Annotated in this window: 15 protein-coding genes; 12 read left to right on the plus strand and 3 right to left on the minus strand. The window is 64.2% G+C overall.

Annotated features, from left to right (window positions below):
- Positions 1-125: 125 nt before the first annotated feature.
- Entirely contained in the window at positions 126-1508 is a 1383-nt protein-coding gene (locus P0D62_RS04000; RefSeq protein ID WP_275701331.1) for a class II fumarate hydratase, read from the minus strand.
- A 46-nt stretch (positions 1509-1554) separates the two neighbouring features.
- Between P0D62_RS04000 and P0D62_RS04005 the strand changes: the two genes are divergently transcribed.
- The 3 genes from P0D62_RS04005 (at position 1555) to P0D62_RS04015 (ending at position 4743) form a co-directional block, all read left to right on the plus strand.
- A complete protein-coding gene (locus tag P0D62_RS04005) occupies positions 1555-1680 on the plus strand; it encodes a hypothetical protein (RefSeq protein WP_275701332.1) in 126 nt (41 codons plus the stop codon).
- 635 nt (positions 1681-2315) lie between these two features.
- Positions 2316-2570: a hypothetical protein gene (locus tag P0D62_RS04010; protein WP_275701333.1), complete on the plus strand. Its 255-nt coding sequence runs from the start codon at positions 2316-2318 to the stop codon at positions 2568-2570.
- A 1282-nt stretch (positions 2571-3852) separates the two neighbouring features.
- A complete protein-coding gene (locus P0D62_RS04015; protein ID WP_275701334.1) occupies positions 3853-4743 on the plus strand; it encodes a hypothetical protein in 891 nt (296 codons plus the stop codon).
- Between the two features lie 140 nt (positions 4744-4883).
- Here P0D62_RS04015 and P0D62_RS04020 read toward each other — a convergent pair whose 3' ends face one another.
- The gene (locus P0D62_RS04020) at positions 4884-6608 is read right to left on the minus strand and encodes an ATP-binding protein (RefSeq protein WP_275701335.1); all 1725 of its coding nucleotides are present in this window, start codon (positions 6606-6608) and stop codon (positions 4884-4886) included.
- 172 nt (positions 6609-6780) lie between these two features.
- On the opposite strand from P0D62_RS04020, the gene P0D62_RS04025 reads away from it, so the two are divergent.
- The 3 genes from P0D62_RS04025 to P0D62_RS04035 all read left to right on the plus strand — a co-directional run bounded on the left by P0D62_RS04025 (position 6781) and on the right by P0D62_RS04035 (position 10184).
- A complete protein-coding gene (locus tag P0D62_RS04025; RefSeq protein ID WP_275701336.1) occupies positions 6781-8454 on the plus strand; it encodes a DUF885 domain-containing protein in 1674 nt (557 codons plus the stop codon).
- Positions 8455-8677: 223 nt separating this feature from the next.
- Entirely contained in the window at positions 8678-9628 is a 951-nt protein-coding gene (gene lgt / locus P0D62_RS04030; RefSeq protein ID WP_275701337.1) for a prolipoprotein diacylglyceryl transferase, read from the plus strand.
- Between the two features lie 130 nt (positions 9629-9758).
- The gene (locus P0D62_RS04035) at positions 9759-10184 is read left to right on the plus strand and encodes a thiol-disulfide oxidoreductase DCC family protein (protein WP_275701338.1); all 426 of its coding nucleotides are present in this window, start codon (positions 9759-9761) and stop codon (positions 10182-10184) included.
- 248 nt (positions 10185-10432) lie between these two features.
- Here P0D62_RS04035 and P0D62_RS04040 read toward each other — a convergent pair whose 3' ends face one another.
- A complete protein-coding gene (locus P0D62_RS04040) occupies positions 10433-12952 on the minus strand; it encodes a sodium-translocating pyrophosphatase (protein ID WP_275701339.1) in 2520 nt (839 codons plus the stop codon).
- A 164-nt stretch (positions 12953-13116) separates the two neighbouring features.
- On the opposite strand from P0D62_RS04040, the gene P0D62_RS04045 reads away from it, so the two are divergent.
- The 6 genes from P0D62_RS04045 (at position 13117) to P0D62_RS04070 (ending at position 21189) form a co-directional block, all read left to right on the plus strand.
- Positions 13117-13995 carry a pyruvate, water dikinase regulatory protein gene (locus tag P0D62_RS04045; RefSeq protein ID WP_275701340.1) on the plus strand — a complete coding sequence of 293 codons (879 nt, stop codon included), beginning with the start codon at positions 13117-13119 and terminating at the stop codon, positions 13993-13995.
- Between the two features lie 260 nt (positions 13996-14255).
- The gene (locus P0D62_RS04050) at positions 14256-15134 is read left to right on the plus strand and encodes a carbohydrate ABC transporter permease (protein WP_275701341.1); all 879 of its coding nucleotides are present in this window, start codon (positions 14256-14258) and stop codon (positions 15132-15134) included.
- Positions 15131-16045, plus strand: a complete 915-nt coding sequence (locus tag P0D62_RS04055) for a carbohydrate ABC transporter permease (RefSeq protein ID WP_275701342.1) — start codon at positions 15131-15133, stop codon at positions 16043-16045. Before P0D62_RS04050 ends, P0D62_RS04055 begins: the two co-directional genes overlap by 4 nt.
- 84 nt (positions 16046-16129) lie before the next feature.
- Complete coding sequence (locus P0D62_RS04060) at positions 16130-17476, plus strand: ABC transporter substrate-binding protein (protein WP_275701343.1); 1347 nt, start codon at positions 16130-16132, stop codon at positions 17474-17476.
- 188 nt (positions 17477-17664) lie between these two features.
- Positions 17665-20313: a pyruvate, phosphate dikinase gene (ppdK, locus tag P0D62_RS04065; protein ID WP_275701344.1), complete on the plus strand. Its 2649-nt coding sequence runs from the start codon at positions 17665-17667 to the stop codon at positions 20311-20313.
- 258 nt (positions 20314-20571) lie between these two features.
- Positions 20572-21189, plus strand: a complete 618-nt coding sequence (locus P0D62_RS04070) for an RNA polymerase sigma factor (protein ID WP_275701345.1) — start codon at positions 20572-20574, stop codon at positions 21187-21189.

A 21189-nucleotide genomic window follows, 5' to 3' on the forward strand; every position in this document is an offset into this window, starting at 1 on the left:
GCGAGGCCGCCTGCGGCCGAGCCTCGAGGAGAGCGTGACGCTGCGCAGGGATCTGTGGTCAGTCCGGTCATTCGACGGGGGCGTCGAGGCTCGTTCCTTGCGCCTCGACGACCCCGTCGAATCTCTCAGCGACCCGTCATCGAGTCGACGCGTAGGTACTCGTCGAGCTGCTGCTCGGTGACCTCTCCTCGCTCCAGGAAGCCCAGGTCGATCACGGCCTCGCGCACCGTCATGGAATGCGCGATGGCGTGCTTGGCCACCTTGGCCGCGGCCTCGTAGCCGATCACCCGGTTGAGCGGGGTGACGATCGACGGCGACGACTCGGCGTAGCGACGCATCCGCTCGGCGTCGGCCGTGATGCCGTCGACGCAGCGCTCGGCGAGCACACGCGACGCGTTGGCCAGTAGACGCGCCGACTCCAGCACGTTTCGGGCGATCACCGGGATCATCACGTTGAGCTCGAAGTTGCCCGCGGCGCCCGCGAAGCCGACGGCCGCGTCGTTGCCGATCACCTGCGCGCACACCTGGAGCGTCGCCTCGGGGAGCACCGGGTTCACCTTGCCCGGCATGATGCTGGAGCCGGGCTGCAGGTCGGGCAGGTGGATCTCGGCCAATCCGGTGGTGGGGCCCGACGACATCCAGCGCAGGTCGTTGCAGATCTTGGTGAGCCCGACGGCCACCGTGCGCAGCGCTCCGCTCAGTTCCACCACGGAGTCGCGGGTGGCCTGCGCCTCGAAGTGGTTGCGGGTCTCGGTGAAGGGGGTTCCGGTCAGGTCCGCCAGGGCCTCGATGGCCGCGACGGCGAAGCCGGGAGGCGTGTTGATGCCGGTGCCGACGGCGGTGCCGCCCAGTGGCAGCTCGCGAACGCGGGGGAGTACCGACTCGAGGCGCTCGGCGGCCAGGCTCAGCGTCGCGGCGTACCCGCCGAACTCCTGGCCGAGCGTCACCGGCGTGGCATCCATCAGGTGGGTGCGGCCCGACTTCACCAGATCGGCGAACTCCTCGGCCTTCGCCGCCAGGCTGGCGCGCAGCACGTCGAGGGCGGGGAGGAGATCCTCGGTGACGGCCAGCGACGCGGCCACCTGGACGGCGGTCGGGAAGATGTCGTTGCTCGACTGCGAAGCGTTGACGTGGTCGTTGGGGTGCACATCGACGCCGGCCTGGGCGGCCAGCGTGGCGATCACCTCGTTGGTGTTCATGTTGGACGAGGTACCGGAGCCGGTCTGGAAGACGTCGATGGGGAACGCATCCAGATTTTCGCCGGCGGCGATGGAGGCGGCCGCGTCCCCGATGGCGGTCGCCTGCTCCTCGGTGAGCACGCCGAGCCCGAGGTTGGCGCGGGCGGTTGCCTGCTTGACCAAGCCCAGAGCCCGGATGAGCCGGGGCTCGAGAGGAGTGCCGCTGATGGGAAAGTTCTCGACGGCTCGTTGGGTCTGGGCCCGCCACAGCGCCTTCGCCGGAACCTGGACCTCGCCCATGCTGTCTTTTTCGATACGCATATCGTTCATATATCCACCGTACCCCCGGCTGATCGGCGCGGGTACGGTGGGGTCCATGATGAAGAAGCTGATGTGGACCGCGATCATCGCCACGCTGATCTGGGCCGGCTTCAAGGTCACGGACGTGCGGAGGGCCAAGAAGCGCCAGGAACTCTGGGCCGAGGCCACCGACCCGGTGTAGCGCTCCTGGCGCTCGCGCATCCACCATCGGGAGTAGCCCGTTAGAGATTCCGCAAGTAGGTGCCACCTGCTTGCGGGATCTCTTAGTATTCGCGCCATGCGAAGAGACCCGCGGACATGGACAGAGTGGTCGGGTTGGCGATGGGTTCGAGGCGTGCTGTTGACGTTGGCCGCTGCCTTGACAGTCGGCCGAGTACGGCCAACCTCTCGCCACCCAACACGCGGGTAATACCAGGGCAGCGCCCGCCGGTTGCGGATGGCTGGGGCGATCAGCGCACCATCACCACGATCGGGATCCTGCTAATGGGAGCCCGTCTCTATAATCCCGCCATTGGTTTGTTCACCGGCATCGACCCCGTATGAGGCGGCCACGAAACCGTGTACGGTTACCGCAATGCAACGGGTCAGGTCGTAGAAGCTGTTTCGTAGAAGGAAGGTCACTTGTGACGGAAAGTGTGGACTGCTGAGGTGACTATGGGCAAGGTGGGTGCGGTTAGTTGGTCTGGTGTCGGGGTGGTTCTGGCGATACTATCGGCACCTTTTTTGTTGTCGTCGTGCGCGATTGAGTACTCGTGTACGCCATGGGGCGCTCGTGATCTTGATAGCGCAGTAGTCGCTGTGGAGGAAGGGCTCTCCGTGAAGGCTGATCATGTGTCCAGCTACGACTGTGAGGAGTACGGTGGGCAGGTGGGAATCCTGATGGCGCCGTTCTCTAAAGTTAGTATCCAGAGCCTGGGTGCCATGGGATGTGAACCAGGTGACGCCGAAGATGTCTACTTTTGTAGGACTGGTGATATAGATTTTCTAGTACGAGATGTCACTAGCCCTGACTTCAACGCCTTCGCCGGACCAGCGGGCGAGGTTGGGCAGTTTCAAATAGAGCTAAGATGATTCGTCGGGAGACGGGTATTGTTGCACTTGTTGTGACTGTCTCGAGTCGACTAAAATCAAGCCTTTTGCTGGCGGCCCTTGCTGCGTTGCCGTGGGTCACTTACTGGGATATTAGATTTTTCTCAACGGAGTCTTTGGTCCTAGCGTTCTCGTGGAGTCTGTTTTGGGTCTTCTGGGTGACTAGAGCGCTTCGAATCGGCCTATACTTGAATCAGCGTGAAGCGGAGCTGTTCTATAGAGGGCTGTGGCGGACTCAACGATATAAGATTGTTGATATCGAAGGATTTGACATAGTTCCCGTTCCTTGGACGTCGCTGGGTGGCGGGTTCTTGATTGCTATTTCCCGGAGGGTGCGATGGTCAAAAATTCTGTTCGGGTTGGGGGAAGAATCATTCGAACGGCACAAGGAACTCCTTGACTGCGCGATGAAGAGATACGCACAGAGTGGAGGGCTTCCCGAATTGCGCCTTGAGGTAGATGAAGAACCTTGACCAAGCCGCACGGGTCAAGGTGCTCCAGGGCAACCGCCTGAATAAACCTCAGGGGGTAAAGGTGGTCTTTTCAGCCACCACGTCAGATTTGATTGGGTCGTGAAAGAGGTGCCGGATTTGAGACGATGGCCGTCTCCCGGGGAGTTTTTAGCTGCGTCGTTGGGCCGCGAGAAGCCTACTGTGCGCATTCCGGCAAGGGGGCGTGTACGAATAATGGTTAGTGGCCTTGCTCTCGCACTTTCTCTGGTGCCGGGGTTTCTGTTCGTTGGTCCTGTAATAGCATTGTTGGTCGGCGAATGGGAACCGGTTCTGGCGCTGGTCTTCGGATTGGCGGCGGTTGCGATGCCCGCATCGGGGTTTCCCGGGGGTGTCGTTCGCGGAAAATCGGGGTTGTGGACGTGGCGTGGAAGAATCAAATGGGACGACTTGAGGGGCGTGGGGCTAGCGAGAACTTTTAATGTGTCTTCTGGTTCATTTGAAGATGGGCATCTCGTCCCCGTTTTGATCGTAAACTCTCGGGGAAAGCTTCGCTGGCGAGTCTTGAGGGAGTTGCGTTTATCGGGTCGGTTCGGCGGCGCCACCAAGGGTGAGCGGTTGGTCGGGGTGCTCCTGAGTCACGGTGCGACGCGCTTGACGCTGCCGGCCAAGCTCCAGCCGTTTCTGCTATGACCTGAATCCATGCCGCTCTTTGGGTGAATGGTATCGAGGAATCGCTCAGAAATCTCTGGTCCGGTCGGCGCTACACTGACAGGCGTAGGTCCTGGATTGGGAAGAAGGAAAAAGGTGAGTCGATGAGCCTGTTTCGTGATGATGAGCGAAGTTGGAGCGGGTTCCAGCTTCTGTTCGAAGACCCGACGCGCTTTCCGAGTCGGATCGTAGGTCGGCGAGACGTAATCAACTCGGTGTACGGCGAGATCTTGGCGGTGTGGGCCCAAGCCCAAGGTCTTGCGGCTTACCTCATCGTCAGACTCGACACAACGCAGGTAGAAAGTCCGCGATTCCACTGGCATCGCGTCAACGACGATCTTCACACCGTGAGCGTTGAGATCGCTGTGGATCTTGGCATCTTCGCCGAGGATCCTGTGCAGGCCGCGCTGGAACTTGTCGCTCAGTGCCAGGGCATCGTCGACCAGTGGGCGCACAAACTGGCGCTTCCAGTTCCCCCAAGGATCCCTCTCACCCGACGCGAACGTGAATGGTTGGAAGCGGGGAACACGGCACCGGAAGTGCAAGTGGTCAGTATTGATCTTGGTTTTGTGCCTGAGTCCATCGCGTCGAACGTCCGGCGCCCGGAGGGGCTCGAGGTAGGCGATCCGCCTCTGGTTTGCGTGAGTCTCGAGGAGCCGGTGTCTCCAGAGCGGATGTTCGAGGTGATCGCTCCCACCACGGACGCTGAAGCAAACTTCGACGGCTTATGGGATCGGCTGGAAGAGATCCCCGAGGAGGAGAAACCTGCTCTGGAACTGGCCCTGCAGGACGCGGTGGCGCAGTGGCAGGAGGCTGAGGCGGAGGTCACGGGCATCCACTGCGCCACCGATAGTGGTGCGATGCTGGCGATGAGCCTGCTGATGGGCGGAAGGGGGTTCTGGGAGGAGGCCCTGCGGAATCCCGCCGACTACAGGGACCAGTTCCCGATCGATCCGGGATGTGCGGAGGACGTGTTGATCCACTTCGGAATGTGAATCCGTTCGGGCGGGCAAGGGGTGGCGTCGCTGGCATGCCTGCCGATAGCCCTCGCGTCCCCGCCAATTCAGATCATGAACCCAGCGCAGTCAGGGTGATCAGTCAAGCACTGCTCACGGCAGCAGCTGCTCGGCACGAGTCAGCCGTCGACAAGGCGGTAGCTCTGCTTGCTGCTTCTCTTGGGTCGGGTGGGGGCCACCAGGCCTCGGTTCTCTAGTTCGCGTAGGCGCCTGAGGACTGACTGGTACCCCATCCTGAGGTGCTCAGCCAGGTCGCGCGAAGTGGTGTGTCCAGCCCGGATGGCTTGAATGATGATGTCTAGGTCGGCGTCAACGCCCGCTTGTTCCGAAGGGGCTGCCCCGTCGTCACTAAGAGAGAGTGGTGACTGGTCGACGTCCTCGATCAGTCGGTAGCTTGCGTAACGCTTACCCCCGGCGCGGACACACACACCTCGTGTGACGAGATCGCGGACGGCGCGTTGGGCATCGGCGTCACTGACGCCCCACGCGCGCAGCATTCCGACGCTGACGCGGCCAGAGCTTCGCATGATGGCCAAAGCTAGATGTTGCGCATCGGTAAGGCCTGTGAGGCCGAGCCGGGCGATCCAATCGACCGTCGCAGGTGCGAGCAGGGCGGTTCGTGGCACGGTCACCATGAGTCGGCCAGGCTCTGCGTCAAACTCCGGCGGCGACATTCCCGCTTGGCGCAAGGCAGCTACAACGGTGACGAGCCCGGATCCCCGATTTTCGGCAACGGTCTCATTTGGTCGATCAGGAAGCGGGACATCCGCGAGGAGCTTCGCAAGCGTCGCGTTGCGCGACCTCGACTCGATCCGCCCAGTGCCCAGCTGATCCACCGTGACGCCACCGAAGAGGCCACCGGGGCTCTTGACGACGAGCCTGTCCGGGTACAACTCGATCTGGACCTGCGTTCCGCGGCTTTCAGGACTGTAGTCGCGATGCATCAGCGCGTTGGTCACCAGCTCGCGGATCACCTCGATCGGATAGTCATAGCGATCCTCGCGGCCCAGGCCGCGAACAATCGCCGCCCGGTTCATGTTCCGCCGCAGAATCGCCACGATGTCATGGAGGATCGATGAAATCGGCCCGTCGACCGTGGCGTTTTCAAGAAATCGCTCACCTTCTGGGCCGACCTCTCCCATACGTACGGTGGGGAGAACGACGACGGACGCGAAAAGCTGGGGAAAGAACTGCTGCGGATAGATCCCCAGGCAGAGCAGGCCGGCCAGGGTGGGACGCGGCACTCCGTCCAGATCCCGTACCGCGCCAAGACGCGTCAACGCCGTGACTGCCTCGACACCGTCGAAGGCTCGAGGCGACCGCTCGGCTGCGCGGCGCAGCACCTGCTCGACGAGGCGTGGGTCGAGATCGTCAACAGTGGCGTGGGTCACAACCTCCTGATCGTCGACCGGCTGGCCGCGGTTCCACAGGAGCTGGGTGATCTCGTATCGGCTCAGGCGCCGGTCGCCGTCGCCGCCACGGATAAAGGACCCGTTGTACTCACCCCGATCGGTCACGAAGCACGGCTTTTCGACAGGATCGATTTCCTCCACATCGAGACGGACAACTTGCGCCCCGTCGAAGTCGACGACCTCGATGGTGCTCCGGATGGGTGGTGTCAGCTTCTGATGGCACGCGTCAGCCAATGCGTCTCGAATCTTCGACGCGCTGAAACCGGCAGCAGGAAGAAATCCGTCCTCGTCAAGGCCAAGCAGGAGCGTCCCGCCGTCGCCGTTGGCGAACGCGCTCAACGTCTCCAAGACGGACTTCGGCAACCCGCCGACAGCAGCCTTGACCTCGATCTCGGTTGGCTCCAGCCCGAGCCGCCGGAGCCGCTCGATCACCCCACTCAGACTCGACTCCGACACTCTCTCACCAACTCTCTCAGACTCTATCACCGACTCTATCACCGTCGGGTGCGTCTGTTGAGAGAGTTGTTTCGCGAGCAGAGGGAACCATCGCCATCGAGCTTGAGCTGATGCTGATCAATGGGGTGCGGGGAGTAACCTCGCTGGCATGTCTGCCGATAGCACTCGCGTCCCTACCGCCTTGGATCGGATCGCCGATTCCTACGTCGACGATCTGGTGACGCTCAGCCCCATCCTTGCCATCGATCTCGGCTACGACGCCGGCACGGACCGACTCGACGATCTCTCCCCCGATGGCCTTCAGGCCAGGGCTGATCTGACCCGCGCGACGCTGCGCAAGGTCGAGCAGGCCGAGGTTGTCGACGACGTGGATGCCGTCACCAAGGCCGCCATGATCGAGCGTTTGGGGCTCGGCGTCGAACTCTTCGATGCCGGTGAGGACTTCGCGGAGCTGAACAACATCGCCTCGCCGTTGCAGGGCGTGCGCAGCATCTTCGATCTGATGCCCACCGCCACCGCCGACGACTGGGCCGCTATCGCCGGACGCATGGGTGCCGTGCCCGACGCGATCCGGGGCTATATCGCGTCGCTGCAGCACGCCGCTGCTCAGGCCGATGGTCCGTTCCCTGCCATCCGGCAGATCGAGATCGGCATCGCGCAGTCAGAGGAGCTGGCGGGACGCGGCTCGTTCTGGACCAAGCTCGCTGCGTCAGAGGAAGCCCCCGACGAGTTGCGCACCGAGCTGGCGCGAGGTGCCGCCCACGCGGCGGAGTCCTATGCCTTGCTGGCCGACGCTCTCCGCGACCTCGCCTACCGCGCGCCTCGCGAGGACGGCGTGGGGCGCGAGCGTTACCAGCGCTTCTCCCGACGTTTCCTCGGCGCCACCATCGACCTCGACGAGACCTACGAGTGGGGCCGCGAGGAGCTGGCTCGCATCGTCGCCGAGCAGGAGGCCGTGGCGCGCGAGCTGTACGGATCCGGCGTGAGTCCCGCCGAGGCCATGGAGCGTCTCGACGCCGACCCCGGGCGTCAGCTGCGAGGCACCGACGCACTGAAGCAGTGGATGCAGGAGACCTCCGACGCAGCCGTCGCGGCCCTGGCCGGAAGCCACTTCGACATCGCCGAGCCGCTGCGCGCGCTCGAGTGCTGCATCGCCCCCACCCAGGATGGAGGCATCTACTACACCGGCCCCACCGCCGACTTCTCCCGTCCCGGCCGGATGTGGTGGTCGGTGCCGCCGGGCGTCACCGAGTTCAGCACCTGGCGAGAGAAGACCACCGTCTACCACGAGGGCGTGCCCGGCCATCACCTGCAGATCGGCCAGGCCGTGTACCGCGCGTCCGACCTGAACAAGTGGCGCAGCCTGTTGTGCTGGGTGTCCGGTCACGGTGAGGGCTGGGCGCTGTACGCGGAGCGCCTGATGGCCGAACTCGGCTTCCTCGACGACCCCGGAGACCGGATGGGCATGCTCGACGGGCAGCGGATGCGCGCGGCCCGCGTCGTGCTCGACATCGGCGTGCATCTCGGCAAGCCGTGCCCCGACGAGTGGGGTGGCGGCATCTGGGACGCGGATAAGGCCTGGCCGTTCCTGAAGTCGAACGTGAACATGAACGAGGGTTTCGTGCGCTTCGAGCTGGACCGCTACCTCGGCTGGCCCGGCCAGGCGCCGTCGTACAAGGTGGGTCAGCGGCTGTGGGAACAAGCCCGCGACGCCGCCGCCGCACGGGCTGGGGACGCCTTCGACATCAAGGACTTCCACCGGAAGGCCCTCGATCTCGGCTCCGTCGGCCTCGACGTCCTCCGGGATGCTCTGGCTCCCTGACGCTCTCCTCGAGGCTCGGCCGCAGGCGGCCTCGCACCTCGAAGAGCGTGGGTGGGGTGCTTCGTTGGCCTCGACGTCCTCCGGATGCTCTGGCCCCCTGACGCTCTCCTCGAGGCTCGGCCGCAGGCGGCCTCGCACCTCGAACAGCGTGGGGGGAGGCACCTCGACGAGCGTGGATCCTGATTCTCGAGGCTTCTTTGCCGGATAGGGGAGACTAGGGGGCGTGAGTCCTCTGGTCCTGAACTTTCCCGACCTGAACCCGGTCGCCTTCAGCGTCTTCGGCGTGGCCATCTACTGGTACGCCATCATGTACCTGCTGGCGTTCGCGATGGCGTACGTGCTGATGCGCCGCAGGCTGCGTCACGAGCCGTACCGCTCGATCACCAAGCCATCGCCGTGGACGACGGCCATCGTCGAGGACATCCTGCTCTACGCGATCGCAGGCGTGATCGTCGGCGGACGGCTGGGCTACTGCTTCTTCTACAAGCCAGCGGAGTACCTCGCCAACCCGATCTCGATCCTCTACATCCGCGACGGCGGCATGAGCTTCCACGGCGGGGCGATCGGTGTGGTGCTCGGTCTCGCGATCCTGGCGTGGCGGCAGAAGCGCCCCTTCCTGCAGCTCGGCGACTTCCTGGTGCCGACGGTGCCCCTCGGCCTGGCCGCAGGCCGGATCGGCAACTTCATCAACGGCGAACTCTGGGGACGCGAGGCCTCGGCCGACCTGCCTTGGGCCATGATCTTCCCGACGGGCGGGGACGTGGCTCGCCACCCGTCTCAGCTCTACCAAGCTCTGCTCGAGGGCGTCCTGCTGTTCGTGCTGTTGTGGCTGTACGCCCGCAAGCCGCGCTACCGCGGCCAGGTGCTCGGCGCCTTCTTCCTTGGCTACGGGGCGCTGCGCTTCGTCGGTGAGTTCTTCCGTGAGCCCGACGCTCACCTCGGCTTCTTGTCGCTCGGCATGAGCATGGGGCAGTGGCTGTGCGTGCCGATGATCCTGGCGGGTGCGGTGCTGCTGAGCTGGGGCCAGATGAAGGCCGTATCCGACGTGGAAAGCCCTGTGGACAACGAGGTGGAGAACTCCGACGAGCAGCCACCGAACGAGGGTGACATCGTCGCCTCGGGTGAGTCGGATGAGAGCGCAGATACGCGTGATCACGCGTCGGATGAGCGCTGAGTTGACAACTCAGGTTCACCTGAGAGTTTTTCAGGGTTGTCCACTGCGAGCTTGTCAACAGGCTTCTATCGTCTGTGGGAATGTGGCCGGTGGCACCGCTCATATCTGGCTTGACTAGGTGTTATTCCTGATGTCAGGTCGGATCCGGGATGTTGAAAACCTGGGGGAAAGTGCGAAACCGCAGAAATTGCTCGTTCTGTTCGATTCAGACTGCGGTTTCTGTTCACGGTCCGTTCGGATTGCGCTCGGGGCCTGGTTTCGGGCGGACTGTTGTGCTAGGGCCTTCCAATCGGTCGACCTATCTATCCACAACCTGGCTGTGGACAAGTGTGCTGAGTCGCTGCATTGCGTGGCTCCGGACGGCACGATCAGCGTCGGTCATGAGGCGGTCGCCGCCATCCTGCGCCGGAGTCGTCGGCCCTGGCCACTGGTGGGTCGGTTGATCCTGCTCCCCGGGATCTCGAGGCTCGCCGCCTGGGCCTACGGCGTCGTCGCGAAGAACCGCCACAGACTTCCAGGCGGCACCCAAGAGTGCCGCCTGCCCGACGCTCTTTGAGGTGCGAGCGAAGCGAGCCTCGACAATCAAGGCAAGCGCGAAGCGCCGATGACGCTCTTTGAGGTGCGAGCGAAGCGAGCCTCGACAATCAAGGCAAGCGCGAAGCGCCGATGACGCTCTTTGAGGTGCGAGCGAAGCGAGCCTCGAAAAGAGCCGGCAGCCGAAGAACAGTCTGTTGTCCGGCTGCCGGCTGGCTCTCCTCGAGGCTCCTCGCAGAGCTCGTCGCACCTCGAAGAGCGTGACGAGGGTTACACCGGAGTGGGCTCCTTCTGTTGTGCAGCCGCTGCCGACTCGATGCTCTCACCGATCCGCATGCCGTAGAACGAGCGGTAGATGAAGAACAGCGCCACCAGGCCGAAGCCGACGGCCAGCACCGTTGTCAGCGTGGTGTTGCCCTGCGCGTTGAACGCCACGGCCAGCTCGACGGCCAGCAGGCCGAACAGCGTCGTGAACTTGATCACCGGGTTCAATGCCACCGACGAGGTGTCCTTGTAGGGGTCGCCGACGGTGTCGCCCACCACCGACGCCTCGTGCAGCGGCGTGTTCTTCGCCGCCAGATCCACCTCGACCAGCTTCTTCGCGTTGTCCCACGCGCCGCCGGCGTTGGCCATGAAGATCGCCTGGTACAGGCCGAACAGCGCCATCGAGATCAGGTAGCCGATGAAGAAGAACGGCTCGGCGAAGGCGAAGGCCAGCGTGATGAAGAACACGCCGAGGAAGATGTTGAACATGCCCTTCTGTGCGTACTGGGTGCAGATCTGGACCACCTTCGACGAGTCCTCGTTGCTGGCCCGCGTGATGGTGTCGTCGAGCTTCATGTTCGCCCCGATGTACTCCACCGCGCGGTAGGAGCCGGTGGTGACCGCCTGGATCGACGCGCCGGTGAACCAGTAGATCACCGCGCCGCCCATGAGCAGTCCCAGCAGGAAGGGGGCGTGCAGCAGGGAGAGCTGGTCGACGTTCTCGGTGAGACCCTTGGTGAGGCCCATCATGATCGAGAAGATCATGGTGGTGGCGCCCACGACGGCGGTGCCGATCAGTACAGGCTTGGCCGTCGCCTTGAAGGTGTTGCCCGCGCCGTCGTTGGCCTCGAGGAGGTACTTCGCGCGCTCGAAGTCGGCGGTGATGCCGTAGTCGCGCTCGAGCTCCTGCTCGATGCCGGGGATCTCCTCGATGGTGGACAGCTCGAACACCGACTGTGCGTTGTCGGTGACCGGGCCGTAGGAGTCGACGGCGATGGTCACGGGGCCCATGCCGAGGAAGCCGAAGGCCACTAGGCCGAAGGCGAAGACGGCGGGCGCCAGCATCAGATCGCCGAGGCCCATCGTCGAGATCGCGAAGGCCACCGCCATCAGGCCGGTGATCGACAGGCCCAGCCAGAAGGCGGAGAAGTTGCCCGCCACCAGGCCGGAGAGAATGTTGAGCGACGCGCCGCCCTTGCCGGAGGACACCACGACCTCGTGGGTGTGGCGCGCCTTGACGGAGGTGAACACCTTGACCAGCTCCGGGATGAGTGCGCCGGCGATGGTGCCGCAGGACACGATCAGCGAGAGCTTCCACCACATGCCGCCGTCCATCGAGCCGATCAGCAAGAAGGAGGTGAGGAAGGTGGTGGCGATGCAGACGGCCGACGTGATCCAGACCAGCTGGGTGAGCGGGTGCTCGAAGTCCATCTCGTCGGCGTCCTTGTAGCGACCACGGGTGAGCGCGGCGTTGACGTAGTAGGACACGCCGGAGGCGACCACCATGACGGCGCGGATCAGGAACAGCCACACCAGCAGCGTGACCTGGGCGGTCACGTCGTGCACGCCCACCAGGATGAAGGTGATCAGCGCGACGCCAGTGACGCCGTAGGTCTCGAAGCCATCCGCCGACGGGCCGACGGAATCGCCTGCGTTGTCGCCGGTGCAGTCGGCGATCACGCCGGGGTTGCGGGCGTCGTCTTCCTTGACGCCGAAGACGATCTTCATCAGGTCGGAGCCGATGTCAGCGATCTTGGTGAAGATGCCGCCGGCGATGCGCAGTGCCGAGGCGCCCAGCGACTCGCCGATGGCGAAGCCGATGAAGCAGGCGCCGGCGATCTCGCCGGGCAGGAACACCATGATGATCAGCATCATGGCGAGTTCGATCGAGATCAGCACCATGCCGATGCTCATGCCGGAGCGCATCGGGATGTCATGCGCGGGGTAGGGCTTGCCGGCCAGCGCCGCGTGCGCGGTGCGGGAGTTGGCGAGGGTGTTCAGTCGGATGCCGTACCACGCGACGGCGAAGGATCCGCCCATGCCGATCAGCGAGAACAGGATCACCACGGCGGTCTTGCCGACGCCGAAGCCGACGAGGAACAGGTAGTACAGAACGATGATCGTCGCGATGAAGGCCCACAGCACGAGCAGGAACTTGCCCTGCTGCATCAGGTAGGCCTTGCAGGTGGTGTAGATCAGCTCGGAGATCTCCCGCATGGAGCGGTGGGCCGGCATCCTGTTCAGTTGCGAGTAGGTGAGGATGCCGAAGGCCAATCCGAGCACACACACGAACAGGCCCAGCGACAGCAGCGTGCCGCCCGGCATGCCGAGGAAGCTCACCTGGTTGAGGTCGGGCAGCTGCAGATTGGCCTCGCCGCCGATATGGGTGTCGCCTCCACCTTGCTGCGCGGTGTTGCTGCAGGCGCTCAGCGCGAGCGTGAGGATGGCCGCGATGCCTACGGCGCCGCGTCGCCATCGACGTGGACTGTCACCGACAGTCTCAGCGGACTTCTCGTTGTCCAACATGACTTCTCCTGGCGTTTGTTATCGGGCTGCATTGCCCACCTTCATACTACGACCAGTAGTTGGTCGCGATGAGGGGTACCCCCGTTAAATGTGAGTTCGCCCGGAAGGCTTTGTATATACAAGCCTGACCGATGGGGTTCGAGAGTGGGCGCTAGGGTTCAGGCATGCCAGCAGCGCCGCTAGAGGTTCACATCATCGCCGACTCCACGGGAGAGAGCGCGGTGCGCATCGCGCGCGCAGCGATGGCCCAGTTCCCCGCTCACCAGATGACCGTCGTGCGACACCGTCGGATGGCGTCCACGAAGACGATGATGACGGCCCTCGAAGCGCTCAAAAAGCGGGCAGGACAGCCGACGGCGGTGATGGTCACCCTCGTCAACGAAGATCTGGCGGAACTGGTGAAGGGAGCGTGCCGCGAACTGGGCTTCCCGTTCGTCGACCTCATGACCAACGCGATGCACGCGCTCGAGTCCATCACCGGCGTGCATGCCGACCAGGTGCCGATGCGTCCGGTGGGCGTCGAGGCCGACTACTTCGTGCGGATCGCAGCCATCGACTTCGCGGTGCGGATGGACGACGGATCCCTCCCGGCCGCGCTGGGGGAGTGTGACATTTGCCTGGCCGGGCCGTCGCGCTCCGGCAAGACCCCGCTGTCGATCTACCTGGGCTACCTCGGCTACAAGGCGGTCAATGTGCCGCTGATCCCCGGCATCGACCCGCCCAAGGAACTGTTCGCGCTCGACCGCTGGCGGATCATGGGGCTGACCATGGATGCGGAGCGCTTGATGTCGATCCGGGGACAGCGAGTGCGTGGCATGGGCGGCTTCGGCACCAAGGATGGCTACGCCGATCTGGCGAAGATCTACGACGAACTCGACGAGGTGGCCGCCATTCATCGTCGCCTCGGGTGTCCCGTGATCGACATGACGGGGTTAGCCCTCGAGGAGGCGGCGTCGCGGATCATCGACATGGTGGATCAGCGCGCCCAGCGGATGGGGTCGCGGCTGCGCCGCCCGCCGGGGGTGATCACCAGCAGGCCCTGACGGGATGGTTACGTGAGAAATCGTGCATGCACAAGTTCTCGCGATGACCATATGGGCGTTGCCAAATGGTTATCAAATCAGTCTGGCTAGTGACCTGCGAGTCTGTTAGCGTGACCTGTCAGGTGGTCCGGGAGGTCGCCGGTGAAGAATCAAGACCGCATTGGCGAGGTCTTGGTCCGAACAAAGGAAGCATGCGTATGAGTGTTGAGGTGGCCAAGGAGGCGCGTCCAAAGACGGAATTACCAGACCGGCGAAGAGCGATGCGCGTACGTCGTTCCAAGAACTACTTCACCTTCCTGCTGTTCGCGGGTCCAAATATCGCGCTCATCCTGTTGTTCATCTACTACCCGTTGATCATGAACTTCCGTTTCTCCTTCCTGGACTGGCGGCTTGGGTCGGCGAATGCGCGGTCGGTGGGCTTGCAGAACTACATCGAGTTCTTTACTTCCTCCAACGGTCTCCAAGTGTGGAAGGTCACCATCATCTTCACGGTCGCCACGGTGATCGGCGCGATGGTGCTGGGCCTGCTCATGGCGGTAGTGCTCAACAAGAAGCTCCCGGGCCGCACGGTCGCGCGTACCGCGCTCTTCTCGCCCTACGTCCTCTCCGGCGTCGGCGTGGGCATGGTGTGGAGCTTCATCTTCGATCCCCGGCTCGGCGTGATGCGCTTCGTCTTCGAGTTCTTCGGTTCCAAGTCTCCCGAGTGGTTCAACGACCCAACCTGGGCGCTGGTCATGGTGATCATCGTCTACATCTGGAAGAACCTCGGCTACGCCGCGGTGATCTTCATCGCAGGTCTGCAGTCTGTTCCGCCCGAGCTCCTGGAGGCGGCCGATGTGGACGGGGCCAGTCGCCGGCGGACCTTCTTTACCATCGTGATGCCGTTGCTCAGTCCCACCATCTTCTTCCTTTCCATCACCATGGTGCTGAACTCGATGCAGGCCTTCGACATCCTGCGGATCATGACTCCGTCTGGCAATGGCACCAACACCATCATCTTCGAGATCTACCTGCAGTCCTTCGGTGCCTACCAACGGGCGGGGTATGCCGGCGCGGTTTCGGTGATCCTGTTCCTCACCCTGTTTGCCATCACCGCATTCCAGATGCGCTACGTTCAGCGAAAGGTGCATTACCAGTGAGTGCGACTACCAAGCCCCGTGCCGGTTCGTCGGCCAGTCCTGATTTCCATCCGGATAAGTCGGATCTACAGAAGGCCTTCTCTCGCAAGAATCTCGTGGAGACCTTGTTCGCCGGCTATTTGCCGATGATCTTCGCGCTGATAATCATCGCCATGCCGCTGGTATGGATGGTGATCGCATCGTTCAAGCCGCCGACGGAGATCGTCACGATCAATCCCACGTTCTGGCCGCAGGAGGCCACGACGGCGAACTACGAGTCGGTTGCTGCCCGAGTGCCTCTGGTCTCCGCGGTGATCAACTCGCTGATCGTCACCATCGTCGGCGCCACGATCAAGGTGTTCCTTGCGATCACCACGGCGTACGCCTTGGTGTTCATCAAGATCAGGGGTGCTGGCATCGTCTTCATGGCGATTCTGGTGGCGCTGATGGTCCCAACCGAGGCGGCGATGCTGCCCAACTACATCACGATCTCCACGATGGGTGGACGTAACACCTTGTGGGGCATCATCCTGCCGTCGCTGGGTACCGCGTTCGGCACCTTCCTGTTGCGTCAGCAGTTCCTGACTCTTCCGCATGCGCTACTCGAGGCTGCGGAGTTGGACGGAGCCGGACACTGGAAACGGCTATGGCTGATCGTGGTGCCAGTGACCGTCCCGACGATCGCCACCGTTGCGCTGGTCACCGTGGTCAGTGAATGGAACCAGTTCCTCTGGCCATTGGTGATCACAGACAAGCCGGAGGCTATGACGCTGCCGGTGGCGCTGAACCTGCTGCAATCGTTGGAATCCAACACCGGCAACTACGGCGTGCTCATGGCAGGTGCCGTGCTGGTCATCGCCCCGATCCTCGTGGTGTTCGCCATGCTGCAGCGCTACATCGTCGCGGGTCTCACCCAGGGCTCCGTCAAGTAACCGGCGCCCATAGTCAGATAGCTATCCAAGTAAGTCAATCACCCCGCAACCGAACGCGAGTTGTGAAAAGAAAGGGAAAAGCACATGAGGAAGAACCCCCTGATCAAGGCGGTGGGTCTCGCCGGAGTGTCAGCACTGGCGCTGACCGCCTGCGGTGGCCCCATCGTCGACGGTGGCAACAATGGGGGCAGTGACCCCTCTGCCAACCAGACCGAGGCGACCGACTGGTCAACCGTCGAACCGGCCAAGGAGATCACGTTCTGGAGCACCCACCCCGGTGGCTCGATGGACTTCGAGAAGGAGATCGCGGCGAAGTTCGAGGCGGAGACCGGGATCAAGGTCGATCTGATCACCGCCGGTGCCACCTACGAAGAGATCGCCCAGCGCTTCCAGACTGCGCAGACCGCGGGTGACCAAGGCGACGTAGTCGTGATGTCCGACGCCAACTGGTTCTCGGCCTATCTGGCGGGCTCCATCACGTCGGTGGACGATCTGGTCGCGGCTGCCGACAATGACACGTCTACCTATGTCGACGCGCTCTACGAGGACTACCTGTACGACGGCAAGCACTGGGCCGTGCCGTATGGTCGTTCGACCCCGCTGTTCTATTACAACAAGGAGCACTACGCCGACGCGGGGCTGCCGGATCAGGCTCCCGCCACGTGGGACGAGCTGAGGGAGTACGCGGACAAGCTGGCTGCGGCCGGCCACACCACAGCCTTCGCCTTCCCGCCCGAGGCCGAGTACCCGGCGTGGACCATGGCCAACCTGGTGTGGAGCTTCGGTGGTGGCTGGAGCAATGAGTGGGACTTCTCTCAGGCCTACAGCGAGGGCACCGTGGCCGCGTTGAAGTTCGCTCAGGAGGCGCTCGCCGACGGCTGGGCGGCGGTTGCTTCCGCCTCTCCGCAGACCGACTTCGCCGCGGGTGCAAACTCGTCCGTTGTGGCCTCCACAGGTGCGCTGCGCTCGACGATCGAAGCCGCGAGCTTCGATATCGGCGTCGGGTTCCTGCCCACCGGCCCCAGTGGTGCAACCGACGTCGTGCCGACGGGCGGCGCAGGCCTGGCTATCGCCTCCAAGTCGGCACCCGAGAAGCAGAAAGCTGCTGCGATGTTCGTCTCCTTCATGACGAGCACCGAGAACACCGCTGCGTTCTCGGGCCTGACCGGCTACCTGCCCGTTCGCAAGGACGCCGATATGTCTGCCGTCTACGCGGAGAATCCGCTGTTCGAGGTTGCGGTGCAGCAGCTTGAGCGGGCACACGTGCAGGACTTCGGCCGCGTGCTTCTGCCCGGTGGCGACATCGCTCTGGCTCGAGGCCTTAACGAGGTACTGGTGCAGAAGGCCGACCCGGAGGAGACCATGAAGAAGGTCGCCGACGAGATGACCACCCTCTACGACCGCGACCTGAAGTCGGTCCTCGAGGGCTGATTCTCGGCGTCGTTACAACGCAGAAAGGCCCCGGTCTCCGCTGAGGAGGCCGGGGCCCTTTCTCATGCCGCGCATCCGGCCTTGTCTCGCGGAACTCGGTCACCTTTTTCGCTGGGGTGCGTGGGCAGAGTAGGCTGGGGGCGGCCCTCAGGGGCCCAGGGATTTGAGTCAAAGGAGATTGCCCAGATATGTCTGAGGATCGCTACATCTACGACCTTCACGAAGGCGACGCCAGCATGAAGAGCATCCTGGGCGGGAAGGGGGCCGGCGTTGCAGAAATGCTCCGCGTCGGCGTTCCCGTGCCGGATGCCTTCACCGTGACGACCGCCGCCTGCGTCTACGCGATGAACAACGGCGGTCAGTGGCCGTCGTCGCTCAAGGCGCAGATCGCGGAAGGCCTGGCCCGGCTCGAAGAGCGCACCGGGCGCAAGCTGGGCGGCAGCGAGAAGCCGCTGCTGGTCTCCGTCCGTTCGGGCGCCGTTGTCTCCATGCCAGGCATGATGGACACGGTGCTGAACCTCGGCATCTCCGACGAGTCCGTCGTCGCTGTCGCCGAGGAGTCCGGCAACGAGCGCTTCGCGTGGGACTGCTACCGCCGCTTCATCCAGATGTACGGCGAGGTCGTCGAGGGCGTGCCCGGGCACGCCTATGAGGACGCGCTCACCCAGCTGAAGCTGGAGCGGGGCGTCGATCTCGACTCCGACCTGAGCGCCGACGACCTCAAGGGTCTCGTCGCCACCTTCAAGGAGATCTCCAACGAGCACCTGGGCGGCGAATGGACCAGCGACCCGGTCGAGCAGCTCAACCGCGCCGTCAACGCCGTGTTCCGCTCCTGGGGCAACCCGCGCGCCGACGTCTACCGCCGCGCGCACAACATCCCCGCCTCGCTGGGTACGGCCGTCAACATCATGCAGATGGTCTTCGGCAACCGGGGTGAGACCTCGGCCACCGGCGTCTGCTTCACCCGCAACCCGTCCACCGGTGAGAAGGTGCTCTACGGCGAGTTCCTGACCAACGCCCAGGGCGAGGACGTCGTCGCCGGCATCCGCACCCCGCGGCCGCTGGAGGAGATGGAGGCGGTGCTGCCCGAGGCCTACGGTCAGCTCATCGACACCATGAAGAAGATGGAACTCCACTACCGCGACATGCAGGACATGGAGTTCACCATCGAGAACGGCAAGCTCTACCTGCTGCAGACCCGCAACGGCAAGCGCACCGCCGCCGCAGCACTGAAGGTGGCCTCCGATCTGTTCGACGAGGGCGTGATCACCAAGGAGGAGGCGCTGATGCGCATCGAGCCGGAGCAGCTCGATCAGCTTCTTCACCCTGCCCTCGACCCGAATCACGGCAAGGCCGCGCTCACCCAGGGGTTGCCGGCGTCGCCGGGTGCCGCCGTCGGTGAGGTGGTCTTCGATGCCGACACGGCCGCCGAGCGCGGTGGCAAGGGCGAGGCCGTGGTGCTGGTGCGGCACGAGACCACGCCCGACGACATCCACGGCGTGATCGTGGCCCAGGGCATCCTGACCTCGCATGGCGGCATGACCTCGCACGCCGCGGTGGTGGCCCGCGGCATGGGCAAGCCCTGTGTGGCGGGTGCCTCGGCGATCCGGCTCGATCTGGTGGCCAAGACGCTCACCATCGGCGACACCGTGATCAAGGAGGGCGACGTGATCACCCTCGACGGCACCACCGGTCAGGTCTTCGGGGAGGGCCTCGACCTGATTCCGCCGCAGATCAACGAGGACTTCGAGCGCATCGTGGCCTGGGCCGACGGCGTGCGTCGCCTGGGCGTGCGCGCCAACGCGGACAACTTCGAGGACTCCACCAAGGCTCGCGAGCTGGGCGCCGAGGGCATCGGCCTCTGCCGCACCGAGCACATGTTCATGGCGCAGGACCGCCTGCCGGCCGTGCGCAAGATGATCCTGGCGGAGACCCCCGAGGACCGCACCGAGGCGCTCGCCGAGATCCTGCCGATGCAGCAGAAGGACTTCGAGGGCATCTTCACCGCCATGAAGGGCCTGCCGGTGACGGTGCGCCTGCTCGACCCGCCGCTGCACGAGTTCCTGCCCAACCTGGTGGAGCAGTCGCTGCTGGTGCAGCGCCTGGAACTCACCGACGGCGACCCGGCCGAGCTGGAGGCCCAGCGTCAGACGCTGGCTCAGGTCAAGCGCCTGCACGAGCTCAACCCGATGCTCGGCACCCGCGGCTGCCGCCTGGCGATGCTCTACCCGGAGATCCCCGAGATGCAGACCCGCGCCATCGTGCGCGCGGCCCTGGCCGTGCTCGACCGCGAGGGCGAGACGGTGAGCGTCGAGATCATGATCCCGCTGGTGGCGCTCAGCCAGGAGCTGGAGACCCAGCGTGACATCGTCGAGCGGACCGTGGCCGACGAGCTGGCCCGGGCCGGCCGCAAGCTGGACTACACCGTCGGCACCATGATCGAGCTGCCGCGCGCGGCACTGGTGGCGGACAAGATCGCTGAGCACGCCGACTTCTTCTCGTTCGGCACCAACGACCTCACGCAGACCGCCATCGGCATCTCGCGCGACGACGCTGAGAACGGCTTCCTCACCAGCTACGTGATGGAGAACGTGCTCGAGCGCAACCCGTTCGAGTCGATCGACGTCGACGGCGTGGGCGCCCTGGTGAAGATCGGCGTCGAGAAGGGCCGCAGCGTCAAGCCCGGCCTGAAGACCGGCGTCTGCGGCGAGCACGGCGGCGATCCCGACTCGGTGGAGTTTTTCAACTCCGTCGGTCTCGACTACGTCAGCTGCTCGCCGTTCCGCGTGCCGATCGCCCGCTTCGCCGCAGCGAAGGCGGTGCTGAAGCAGCGCTAGAACGCAGCCAATCGACAAGGGGGTGGCCCCGGGACAAGATCCCGGGGCCACCTTTTTTGGTCGCTCGCGGTTAGCGGGGCTGATTCCGTACGGTTGCTCGCCGATCTGGCATCAGCGGGGTTCTGAATATCAGCATGCTGACATTCAGAACCCCGCTGAGCGTGGATGGGCCCGAACGCTGACGGATTCAGCCCCGATGGAACCGGACCGGGCACATCCGGACATTCGTAGGTGAACCGCAAACCTAAAGGAGGGGTGATGATGGATGTGCAGTTCCGCCGACCTGAGGTACGAGACATGATGGACGCCATGGATGACGACGCGCTGTGGGCGGCGCTCCGGGGGGCCGACGAGACGGCCTTCCGTGAGCTCTTCGGCCGCCACAACAAGGCCGTCTACAACGTTGCGTTCCGGCACGCGGCTTCCTGGACGATCGCGGAGGACGCCACGCAGGCGTGCTTCAGCACCGTCTGGCGACAGGCCTCCCGCAACCGTCTTCCGGTGGTCCGCTCCGGCGCGGTCAGGGCCTGGCTCTGTGCGTGCGGACGCAACGAGGCCCGCAATCTGGTCCGCTCGGATCGACGACGGTTCCGCCTCGTCGGCAAGGCGGGCGAAGACCCACCGCCTTGGCAGCACGACAACGTCGACGCGTGGCTGATGCATGAGGAGTCGATGCGACGCATCAACGGCATCCTCTCCCGCCTTCCCGACGGGCAGCGTCAAGTGGTCGAACTGGTCGCCTGGGGCGGCTGCTCGATGACCGAGGTGGCCGATGCGCTGGGAGTCGCCGTCGGCACCGTCAAGTCGCGGCTCGCCCGCGCCCGAAACACTCTCGCGACCTCCGAGGTCGCCCACCTGCTCGGCAAGGAGAACTGA

Source organism: Tessaracoccus caeni (assembly GCF_029211185.1).
In the GTDB taxonomy this organism is placed as follows: domain Bacteria; phylum Actinomycetota; class Actinomycetes; order Propionibacteriales; family Propionibacteriaceae; genus Arachnia; species Arachnia caeni.

Excerpts from the sequence above, each read along its gene's own strand:
- P0D62_RS04045 (WP_275701340.1), top strand. The coding sequence starts at position 13,117 with ATGCCAGCAGCGCCGCTAGAGGTTCACATCATCGCCGACTCCACGGGA.
- P0D62_RS04005 (WP_275701332.1), top strand. The coding sequence starts at position 1,555 with ATGATGAAGAAGCTGATGTGGACCGCGATCATCGCCACGCTGATCTGG.
- P0D62_RS04040 (WP_275701339.1), bottom strand. The coding sequence starts at position 12,952 with ATGTTGGACAACGAGAAGTCCGCTGAGACTGTCGGTGACAGTCCACGT.
- P0D62_RS04060 (WP_275701343.1), top strand. The coding sequence starts at position 16,130 with ATGAGGAAGAACCCCCTGATCAAGGCGGTGGGTCTCGCCGGAGTGTCA.
- P0D62_RS04015 (WP_275701334.1), top strand. The coding sequence starts at position 3,853 with ATGAGCCTGTTTCGTGATGATGAGCGAAGTTGGAGCGGGTTCCAGCTT.
- P0D62_RS04000 (WP_275701331.1), bottom strand. The coding sequence starts at position 1,508 with ATGAACGATATGCGTATCGAAAAAGACAGCATGGGCGAGGTCCAGGTT.
- ppdK (WP_275701344.1), top strand. The coding sequence starts at position 17,665 with ATGTCTGAGGATCGCTACATCTACGACCTTCACGAAGGCGACGCCAGC.
- P0D62_RS04070 (WP_275701345.1), top strand. The coding sequence starts at position 20,572 with ATGATGGATGTGCAGTTCCGCCGACCTGAGGTACGAGACATGATGGAC.
- P0D62_RS04035 (WP_275701338.1), top strand. The coding sequence starts at position 9,759 with ATGTCAGGTCGGATCCGGGATGTTGAAAACCTGGGGGAAAGTGCGAAA.
- P0D62_RS04050 (WP_275701341.1), top strand. The coding sequence starts at position 14,256 with ATGCGCGTACGTCGTTCCAAGAACTACTTCACCTTCCTGCTGTTCGCG.
- P0D62_RS04025 (WP_275701336.1), top strand. The coding sequence starts at position 6,781 with ATGTCTGCCGATAGCACTCGCGTCCCTACCGCCTTGGATCGGATCGCC.